Raw genomic sequence first — 9631 nt, 5'->3', positions numbered from 1 at the left:
ATTCAGCTCCCCCCCGCCTCGCAACTCCCCGCGTCGGTCTGCCCCGCGAGCCTTATCGCGTTCTCCCAACATCCATTGGGCCTGATACACCGCTATCGCGAGCAGGCTCGCTCCCACAGGAGATACCTAAAGCCAAACAGTCAAACCGGCTGCAACTTCTTCTCGAACACCGCCACGCCCTCCAGATCCCGCAACACCACGCCCATTTCCCCGCTCTGCCCGTCGATGTTCACCTCGCCAAAGAACTGATACCCGGCGAATGGCGAGGTGTTCTGGGTCGCAGGGGCTTTCTGGAACACCACCTCCGGGCCGAAGGTCTTGTCCAGGGCGTTGGGCCCGAAGCTGCCGGCGTTCAATGGCCCGGCGACGAACTCCCAGAACGGTTCGAAATCCTGGAACGTGGCCTGTTCAGGGTGGTAGTGATGGGCGGCGCAATAGTGAACGTCGGCGGTGAGCCAGACGTAGTTGCGCACCTGATGCTTGCGCAGGTAACCGAGCAGTTCGGCGACTTCCACTTCGCGCCCCTGGGCCGCGCCCGGGTCACCATTGGCGACCGCTTCCCAGCGTGGCACGCCGGGGCTGACCTCGCCATCCGGCACACCGAGGCCGATGGGCATGTCGGCGGCGATGACTTTCCACTGGGCCCGGGACTGCTTCAACTCGCGCTTGAGCCAATTCAGCTGCTCACGCCCCAGGAACGGTTTGGCCGCGCCGAGGTTGGCGTCGTTGGCTTCGCGGTAGCTGCGCATGTCCAGCACGAACACATCCAGCAGCGGCCCGTAACCGAGCTTGCGGTAGATGCGTCCGCCGCCGTCGGCCTTTTGCCGGCGCATCGGTGCGTATTCCAGCCAGGCCTGGCGCGCACGGCCCACGAGGCTGTGGATATCCTTGGTCTGGTAGCGCTCGTCCAGTTGCTTGCCCGGCGACCAGTTGTTGACCACCTCATGGTCGTCCCACTGCCAGATCTGCGGCACCTCGGCATTGAAACGGCGGACGTTTTCGTCCATCAGGTTGTAGCGATAGTTGCCACGATATTCATCCAGGGTTTCGGCGACCTTGCTCTTGGCTTCGGTGGTGAGGTTGCGCCAGATGCGACCACCCTCCGTCGTCACCTGCGCGGGCACCGGGCCGTCGGCGTAGATGGTGTCGCCACTGTGGATAAAGAAATCCGGCAGGCGCAGGCGCATGGCTTCGTAGATGCGCATGCCGCCGATGTCCGGGTTGATGCCGAAGCCTTGGCCGACCGTGTCACCGCTCCAGACAAACCGGATGTTGCGCTTGAACTGCGGCACGCTGCGCAGGTGGCCGAGCCAGGGTTCGCTGGCGACACCGCTCTGGGCGTCTTCGAAATGCACCCGGTAGAAAATCGCCTGGGCGCGGGGCAGCCCGGTGAGTTCGACCCGGGCGGTGAAGTCGCTACGGGCCTCGACCATGGGTGAGACGAAGCGGCGGGGGTTGCCGAATTTGCTGCGGGTGTCCCACTCCCCCACCATCCGCGCCGGCCGGTCGCTGCGGCTCCAGATCATCGCCCGGTCGCCCTGCAAATCGCCAGACTGCACACCGTCGGTGAGCACCGGCCGATCCTTGCCCGACGCCATCACCGCCGGCGCCAGCCCCGGCAACAACAACCCCGCCCCCACGGCTTGCATCACTCGACGACGGCCCAGGTCGAATTCGCTCATGGTGTTCTCCCTTGAAATGGGAAAACTTAAGCATGGAAGTGTGAAGTGGGTGTGACAGGAATTTTATGCCCCCCCAAAATCAACTGTGGGAGCGAGCTTGCACGCGCTGGCAGGGTGTCAGGCAACCTATTTGTCGACTGATACACCGCCATCGCGAGCAAGCTCGCTCCCACAGGGGAAGCCGGAATGGGCTCAGGCCTTGGCCGGCTCCAACGCCATCTCTACCACCTCAGGTCGCTTGAGCAACGCATACGCCACCGCCGTCAGCAGGCTCCCCGCCACGATCGCCAGCAGGTACAACAGCGCCTGGTTGATGGCGTTGGGGATCAGCATCACGAACAGGCCACCGTGGGGGGCCATGAGCTTGCAGCCGAAGTACATCGACAGCGCACCGGTCAGCGCGCCGCCGGCGATGCTGGCCGGGATCACCCGCAGCGGATCCTTGGCCGCGAACGGGATCGCACCTTCGGAGATAAAGCACAGCCCCAGCACCAGCGCCGCTTTGCCGGCCTCGCGTTCGGTCTGGGCGAATTTGCGCCGGGCGATGAAGGTGGCGATGCCCAGGCCGATGGGCGGCACCATGCCTGCAGCCATGGCCGCGGCCATCGGTGCATAACTCTGGGACGCCAGCAGCCCCACGGAAAATGCATAGGCGGCCTTGTTGATCGGCCCGCCGAGGTCGACGCACATCATCGCCCCCAGCAACACGCCCAACAGGATCGCATTGGTGGTGCCCATGCTGTCGAGGAAGTGGGTCAGGGCTTCGAGCATGCCCGCCACCGGTTTGCCGACGATGTAGATCATCACCAGGCCGGTGAACAGGCTCGCCAGCAGCGGAATGATCAGGATCGGCTTGAGCGCTTCCAGGCTCTGGGGCAAGCGCGCGTAGCGATTGATCGCCTTGGCCGCGTAGCCGGCCAGGAACCCGGCGATGATCCCGCCAATGAAACCGGCGCCGAGGGTGCTCGCCAGCATCCCGCCGATCATGCCCGGGGCCAGGCCCGGACGGTCGGCGATGGAATAGGCGATGTAGCCGGCCAACAGCGGCACCATCAATTTGAACGCGGTTTCGCCGCCGATTTGCATCAGCGCCGCCGCCAGGGTTCCCGGTTCCTTGAAGGCCTCGATGCCGAACACGAACGACAAAGCGATCATCAAACCACCGGCCACCACCATCGGCAGCATGAACGATACGCCCGTCAGCAGGTGCTTGTAGGCACCGCTTTTTTCCGCTTTCGCCGGCCCCGAAGCGGCGCCACTCGCCGCGCTTTCCTGGCGACCTTCGGCCAAGGCTTTTTTCAACGTAGCTTCGGCCTGTTTCAAGGCGATGCCGGTGCCACAACGATAAATTTTCTTGCCGGCAAAACGTTCGGTGGCGACTTCGATATCGGTCGCCAGCAGTACCACATCGGCCTCGGCGATCGCCTCGGGACTCAACGGATTGCGCGCGCCCACCGAACCCTGGGTTTCGATCTTCAGGTCGTAACCCAAGCGCGCCGCCGCCTGCTGCAAGGCTTCGGCGGCCATGAAAGTGTGGGCCACGCCAGTCGGGCAAGCCGTGATCGCCACCAGGCGTGGAGCGCGCTCGGTCGGAGTCGCCGGTTCTTGCGCGAACACGTCGGCCTCGCCCAGGACCTCAGCTTCTTCGGCGCCACGACGCAGCACCGCATCAACGTCCTGGAGGGCCAGCGCCGGCGTGCTGCGAAACACCCGCTTGCCAACGAACCGCGACAGGTCCACCGGGCCGCTGGCGACCAGCAACACCCACTCGGCCGCTTCGAGGGTCGCCGCCGACAACTGGCGCTCCGGATGGGCCGCATCATGGACTTCGACACTGGTGCTCCAACCCTGGCGCTGCGCCGCGGCGTCCAGCAGGCGGGCGCACAACACACTGGTAACCATGCCGTTCGGGCAGGCCGTCACAATGGCTAATTTCATCTTGCGAACCCTCTTATTGTTCTGTCAGGGGGCGCACGCGCACACCCTGTTCAAGCGACGCCAGCAATGCGGTGTCATGGATGCCAAAACCGATCTGCGTGACGGCCATGGCAGCGATGGCCGTGGCGGTGCGCAGCGTCTGCTCCGGGGTGTCGGCACTGAGCAGGCCGTGCAGCATGCCCGCCAGCAGCGAATCGCCGGCGCCCACGGTGCTGGCAACCGTCACCTTGGGTGGCGACGCATGCAGCGCCGAACCGACACTGAACCAGTTCACGCCATCGGCACCGTGGGAAATCACCACATGTTCGACACCCTGGGCATGCAGGCGCTGCGCCGCTTGCGCCTGGGCCGCTTCGCTGACCACCTCGCAACCCAGCGCATCGGCCAGTTCCTCGGTGTTCGGCTTGATCAGCCACGGCCCCGCCGCCAGGGCGACGCGCAAGGCTTCGCCGCTGGTGTCGAGGGCCACGTTCAGGCCGAGTTTTTTCAGGCGCAGGATCAGCGCCTGCAACCACTGTGGGCTGACGCCCCGGGGCAGGCTGCCGGCCACCACAACCACATCGTGGCCGGGAGCGATTTGCTCAAGGCGCGCCAGCAACGCTTGCTGCGCGGCTTCGTCGACCATCGGCCCCGGGCCATTGAGATCGGTGATACGTCCGTCCTGCTCGGCCAGCTTGATGTTGCTGCGAGTCTCGCCGGGGACACGGATAAAGGCGTCGACAAAACCACGCTGGGCAAACAGCGTCTCGAACACTTGGGCATTGTCTTCGCCCAAAAAACCACTGACCGTCAGCGTATGGCCAAGATCGGCCAACACCTGGGCCACGTTCACGCCCTTGCCGGCGGCGTGGGCATGCATGCCGTCGCTGCGGTTGACCTGGCCCGGCTCCAGGCGCGCCAACTCCACCGTGAGGTCGAGCGCCGGGTTGAGGGTCAGGGTAAGAATCTTCGCCATTACAGCGCCTCCACTAATGCGCGCACGTCATCGGCGCTGCCCACGGCCAGAGCCTCTTGGGCCAGGGTTTGTACTTGCGCCAGGCTCAATTCGCGGACCCGCGCCTTGACCTCGGCAATGCTGCGGGCCGAGACACTCAGTTCGTCCACACCCAGGCCCACCAGCACCGGCACCGCCAGCGGATCGGCCGCCAGCTCGCCACACACACCGACCCATTTGCCATGGGCATGGGCGGCGCGCACGGTGATGTCGATCAGTTGCAGCACGGCCGGGTGCAAACCATCGGCCTGGGCCGACAGGGTCGGGTGACCGCGGTCGATCGCCAGGGTGTATTGCGTCAGGTCGTTGGTGCCGACGCTGAAGAAGTCGACTTCCTTGGCGAGCACCGGCGCCAGCAACGCGGCGGACGGCACTTCGATCATGATCCCCAGTTGCAGGTCTGCCACGGGGATTTCCCGGCGCAGGCGCTCGGTCATGTCCCGGGCCTGGCGCCACTCATCGACGCTGCCCACCATCGGGAACATGATCCGCAGCGGACGGCTGTCCGCCGAGCGCATCAAGGCCCGCAGTTGCGCTTCCATGACCTGCGGACGCTGCAATGTCAGGCGGATGCCCCGCACGCCGAGGAACGGGTTTTCTTCTTTCGCGATCGGCCAGTACGGCAGCGGCTTGTCGCCGCCCACATCCAGCGTACGCACCACCAGCGGCCGTCCGGCCAGGCCATCGAGCACCTTGCGGTATTCGGCTTCCTGGGTCGCTTCGTCCGGCGCCTGGGTGTGAGCCATGAAGATCAGTTCGGTGCGCAACAGGCCAATGCCTTCGGCGCCCTGCTCCACCGCGCTGGCGACGCCGGCGCTTTCGCCTATGTTGGCGAACACTTCCACGGCATGACCGTCACGGGTCACCGCCGGTTCGTGACGCTGCTCGGCGGCGATCTTGAGGCGCTGTTCGCGGGTGTCGCGTTCTTCCTTGGCGCGCTGCAAAGTGGCGGCGTCTGGGTCCACGTGCAGGCGACCGCGTTGGCCATCCAGCAGTAAAGATGTGCCCGGCGCCAGCAGCAGCACCGCCGCACCGGCGCCCACCAGCGCCGGAATGCCCAGGGCGCGGGCGACAATGGCGCTGTGGGCGGTGGCGCCACCACGGGCGGTGAGGATCCCCGCCACGCGAGCCGGGTCCAGACGGGCGACATCGGACGGGCCGACTTCGTCCATCACCAGAATGTAGGGTTGTTCGGGTTCAGCCGGGGTTTCGATGCCGCACAGCTGCGCCAGTACCCGACGGCCAACATCCCGCAGGTCGGCGGCACGTTCGGCCAGCAAGGCGTCCTGCAAGGCTTCCTGCTCTTTGGCGGCGGCTTCGATCACGCCCATCCACGCCGCTTGGGCACTCTCGCCCAGCTTCAAGCGGGTGTCGACTTCGTCGGTCAGTTCCGGGTCGTCGAGCATTTCCTGGTGGGTGATGAAAATCTCGCGGATGGCCTTGGCCTTGGCGCGTTCGATCAAACCCTGGATATCGCGGCGCACTTGGTTCAAGGCGTTTTGCAGGCGCTCGCGCTCGATGGCTGCCGACTCACCGCGCATCGGATAATCGATGGCCTGCAACACTTGGATGTGGGCCGGGCCGATAGCGATGCCCGGGGCGGCGGCGACGGCCTGGATCAGGCTGCCGGCTTCGGGTGCCAACATGACGGTCGCGACTTCGGCCATTGCGGTTTCCCGCGGCGCACTCGGCGGCGGCAGCGGTTCGACTTCTTCGCCCAGGCCTTCTTCGCTGGCCGCCAGCAGCGCCGGCAAGGCATCGGCGGCAATGCTCGGCTCGGCGATGAATTCCAGGACCTGGCCGCGACGGGCGCCCAGGCTCAGCAACTTGCTCAGGCTCTTGGCCGACACGGCGCTGTCCTGGCCGTCGACGATGCGCACGCGGATCTCGCCTTCGAAGCTTTTCGCCAATTGGGCGAGGATCTTCGCCGGACGCGCATGCAGACCATGGGCATTGGCCAGGCCGATGCGCGCGCTGGGCCAGTCGGCGGGTAATTCACCGCCGAGCACTTCCAGCACTTTGCGGCTGCTGGTGGCGCGGCCCAATTCGTGGCCGCGGCCTTCGATCAGCAGGGCGCAAAGCCTTTCCAGCAAGGCCTGGTGGGCCTCGCCGAGGCTGGCGAGGCAGAACAGACCGCTCAACGGTTGGCCCAGGTAACGGATGGGTTTGTCCGGGGTAACGAACGCCAGGCCCGGGCGCTTGACGGTCTGTTCGCTGTGCAGCCACCACAAGCCATCGCCCAGGGGCAGCGCATCGACTTGCTGCAACACGCCGGCAAAGCCGTTGCTCACGCAGTCGGCCTGGCGCAACAACCGAGCGCCGCGCCATACCAGTTCTTCAAAATCGTCAGCCGACACACCGAGGCCGATCATCTGGGCATCCAGGGCCAATTCCTGGGGCGCACCTTGCAGCAGCTTCAGCAAGGCTTCGGCGGAACCGGCACGGCGCAGGGCCTGGCCCAGGTCCGTCTCGCCGAGGGCGCGGGTCAGCAGTTGTAGCAGGCGCAGGTGTTCGTCGGACTTGGCGGCGATGCCGATGGCCAGGTAGACAATCTGGCCATCGCCCCAGTCCACGCCTTCGGGGAATTGCAGCAGGCGCACGCCGGTGGAATAGACCAGGTCGCGGGTCTGCGGGGTGCCGTGGGGGATGGCAATACCTTGGCCAAGAAAGGTCGAACCCTGGGCTTCGCGAGCCTGCAAGCCGGCGAGGTAACCCTCGGCTACCAGGCCATCGGCCACCAGTTTGTCGGCGAGCAATTGCAGTGCAGCGTCTTTATCCACAGCCGTCTGCGCCATGGATATCTGCTCTAGAGTGAGCTCGAGCATGCTTTCTCCTTTTTGGCGTCCGGTTGGCGCCAGGTATTGTTTTGAATGAATCAGCTTAGCGTTGCAGGACAGCTTTTGGCGGTATCGCGGCAGAGCGACCAAAAATTCTGCCAGCCTTGAAAATACGCTTGCTGAAACGTTTAATCTAGAAAGATTGGCACGTTACTCGATAATCTCTCATCCTTGAAGTGCAACTTGTCGTAAGCGCTTGGACGGTGACCGTCAGCTTGAATCGGGTAGGATGGCCCTTATCGTCGGGGCTAACTCGAAAAAACAAGGAAAACCGGGTTGAAACTCAGTGATATTGCCCAACTGGCCGGTGTGTCCGTGACCACCGCCAGTTATGTGATCAACGGCAAGGCCGAACAGCAACGCATCAGCAGCGCCACCGTCGAACGGGTGCGGGCGGTGGTCGAGGAACACGGCTTCACGCCCAACCCCCAGGCCGCCGGGCTGCGCAGCCGGCACACCCGGACCCTGGGCTTCATCCTGCCAGACCTGGAGAACCCCAGTTACGCCCGCATCGCCAAGTTGCTGGAACAAGGCGCACGGGCGCGGGGCTATCAGTTGCTGATCGCCAGTTCCGACGACGCGCCTGAGAGTGAACGGCAACTGTTGCAACTGTTCCGCGCCCGGCGCTGCGATGCACTGATCGTCGCCAGTTGCCTGCCGGCCGGCGACGATAGCTACCAGCAATTGCAGGCCAAGGGGATCCCACTCATCGCCATCGACCGGGTGATGGAACCGGCGCGCTTCTGCTCGGTGATCAGCGACGACCGCCAGGCCAGCCTGCACCTGACCCGCAGCCTGCTGGAGACCCACCCTCGGCAAATCGCCTTGCGCAGCGCCCGTCCCGAGCTGAGCATCAGCCAGGAACGGGCCGCCGGCTTTCGCGAGGCCTTGGCCGGATTCGAGGGCCAGGTGTTGATCGAACATGGCGAGTCGTTCAGCCGTGAGTGCGGCCGCCAGTTGATGGATGAAATGCTCACGCGCCTGGGGCATCTGCCGGATGCGTTGATCACGACGTCCTACGTGCTGCTGCAAGGGGTGTTCGACGCCCTGCACGATTTCCCGCTCAAGGCGCGTCCGCTGCGCCTGGGCACATTCGGTGACACGCAGTTGCTGGATTTCCTGCCGCTGCCGGTCAATGCCATGTCCCAGCAACATCAATTGATCGCCGACAAGGCCCTGGAACTGGCCTTGGCGGCCATCGAAAACGATGATTACCAGCCAGGCGTGCAGGCCATCGCGCGGACGTTCAAGCAGCGGATCCACCAGGGCTGACGTTTCTTCAGGATTGATGCATGGAGTTGATCGACACCCACACCCACCTGGACTTTCCGGACTTTGACGCGGATCGCCCGGCCCTGCTGGCCGAAAGCCGTGCCTTGGGCGTGCGGCAAATGGTGGTACTGGGCGTGTACCGGGACAATTGGCAACGGGTCTGGGACCTGGTGCAAAACGACCCGGACCTGCATGCCGCCTTGGGCCTGCACCCGGTGTACCTCGATCAGCACCAACCCGACGACCTGGCGCTTTTGCGCGAATGGCTGGGTCGCCTGGCCGGGCACCGTCAATTGTGTGCCGTGGGGGAAATCGGCCTGGATTACTACATCCCCGCCCTGGACCGCGAACGCCAGCAGGCGCTGTTTGAAGCACAGTTGCAACTGGCCGGGGAGTTCGAACTGCCGGCGCTGATCCACGTACGCCGCAGCCATGCCGACGTGATCGCGACCCTCAAGCGCATGGGGCCCAAACGCGCCGGGATCATCCACGCCTTCGCCGGCAGTTTTGAAGAGGCCCGCGAATACCTCAAGCTCGGCTTCAAGCTCGGCCTCGGCGGCGCCGCGACCTGGCCCCAGGCCCTGCGCATGCACCGGGTGCTGGCGAAACTGCCGCTGGAGGCGGTGATGCTGGAAACCGACTCGCCGGACATGGCCCCGGCGATGTTTCCTGGCCAACGCAACAGCCCGGCGCATTTGCCGGCGATTTGCGAGGCATTGGCTGAAATCATGGGGATCAGCCCGGAGCGATTGGCCGAGGCCAGCACGACCAATGCCCGCGAACTATTCAACTGGTAAAAAAACCTGTGGGAGCGAGCTTGCTCGCGATGGCGGTGTATCAGCCAACATCTATGTCGGCTGACCTGACGCCATCGCGAGCCAGACTCGTATACCCAACTGACGCTGCGG

The 9631-nt window shown here is 64.8% G+C and carries 6 protein-coding genes; 2 read left to right on the top strand and 4 right to left on the bottom strand.

Going from position 1 to position 9631, the window contains the following annotated elements:
• Nucleotides 1-140: 140 nt before the first annotated feature.
• The 4 genes from HGO40_RS19140 to ptsP form a co-directional block, all read right to left on the bottom strand.
• Nucleotides 141-1682, bottom strand: a complete 1542-nt coding sequence (locus HGO40_RS19140) for an alkaline phosphatase D family protein (protein WP_250964292.1) — start codon at nt 1680-1682, stop codon at nt 141-143.
• A gap of 192 nt (nt 1683-1874) precedes the next feature.
• Complete coding sequence (locus HGO40_RS19135) at nt 1875-3620, bottom strand: PTS fructose-like transporter subunit IIB (RefSeq protein ID WP_250964291.1); 1746 nt, start codon at nt 3618-3620, stop codon at nt 1875-1877.
• Nucleotides 3621-3633: 13 nt separating this feature from the next.
• The gene (pfkB, locus tag HGO40_RS19130) at nt 3634-4575 is read right to left on the bottom strand and encodes a 1-phosphofructokinase (protein WP_186705998.1); all 942 of its coding nucleotides are present in this window, start codon (nt 4573-4575) and stop codon (nt 3634-3636) included.
• On the bottom strand, nt 4575-7439 hold the full coding sequence (gene ptsP, locus HGO40_RS19125) for a phosphoenolpyruvate--protein phosphotransferase (protein WP_250964290.1): 2865 nt from the start codon (nt 7437-7439) through the stop codon (nt 4575-4577). Before ptsP ends, pfkB begins: the two co-directional genes overlap by 1 nt.
• Nucleotides 7440-7727: 288 nt before the next feature.
• On the opposite strand from ptsP, the gene cra reads away from it, so the two are divergent.
• On the top strand, nt 7728-8723 hold the full coding sequence (gene cra / locus HGO40_RS19120) for a catabolite repressor/activator (protein WP_250964289.1): 996 nt from the start codon (nt 7728-7730) through the stop codon (nt 8721-8723).
• 20 nt (nt 8724-8743) lie between these two features.
• Nucleotides 8744-9520 (top strand): TatD family hydrolase, encoded by a 777-nt coding sequence (locus HGO40_RS19115; protein WP_250964288.1) that lies wholly within the window; start codon nt 8744-8746, stop codon nt 9518-9520.
• The last annotated feature ends 111 nt before the right edge of the window (nt 9521-9631 follow it).

Source organism: Pseudomonas sp. CG7, from assembly GCF_023701885.1.
Taxonomy (GTDB): Bacteria; Pseudomonadota; Gammaproteobacteria; order Pseudomonadales; family Pseudomonadaceae; genus Aquipseudomonas; species Aquipseudomonas zanjanensis.
Note: the sequence above shows the minus strand (reverse complement) of the source record. Positions and strands in the feature narration are given on the sequence as shown.

Coding starts and splice junctions, on each gene's coding strand:
- HGO40_RS19140 (WP_250964292.1), bottom strand. CDS start 1,682: ATGAGCGAATTCGACCTGGGCCGTCGTCGAGTGATGCAAGCCGTGGGG.
- HGO40_RS19135 (WP_250964291.1), bottom strand. CDS start 3,620: ATGAAATTAGCCATTGTGACGGCCTGCCCGAACGGCATGGTTACCAGT.
- pfkB (WP_186705998.1), bottom strand. CDS start 4,575: ATGGCGAAGATTCTTACCCTGACCCTCAACCCGGCGCTCGACCTCACG.
- ptsP (WP_250964290.1), bottom strand. CDS start 7,439: ATGCTCGAGCTCACTCTAGAGCAGATATCCATGGCGCAGACGGCTGTG.
- HGO40_RS19115 (WP_250964288.1), top strand. CDS start 8,744: ATGGAGTTGATCGACACCCACACCCACCTGGACTTTCCGGACTTTGAC.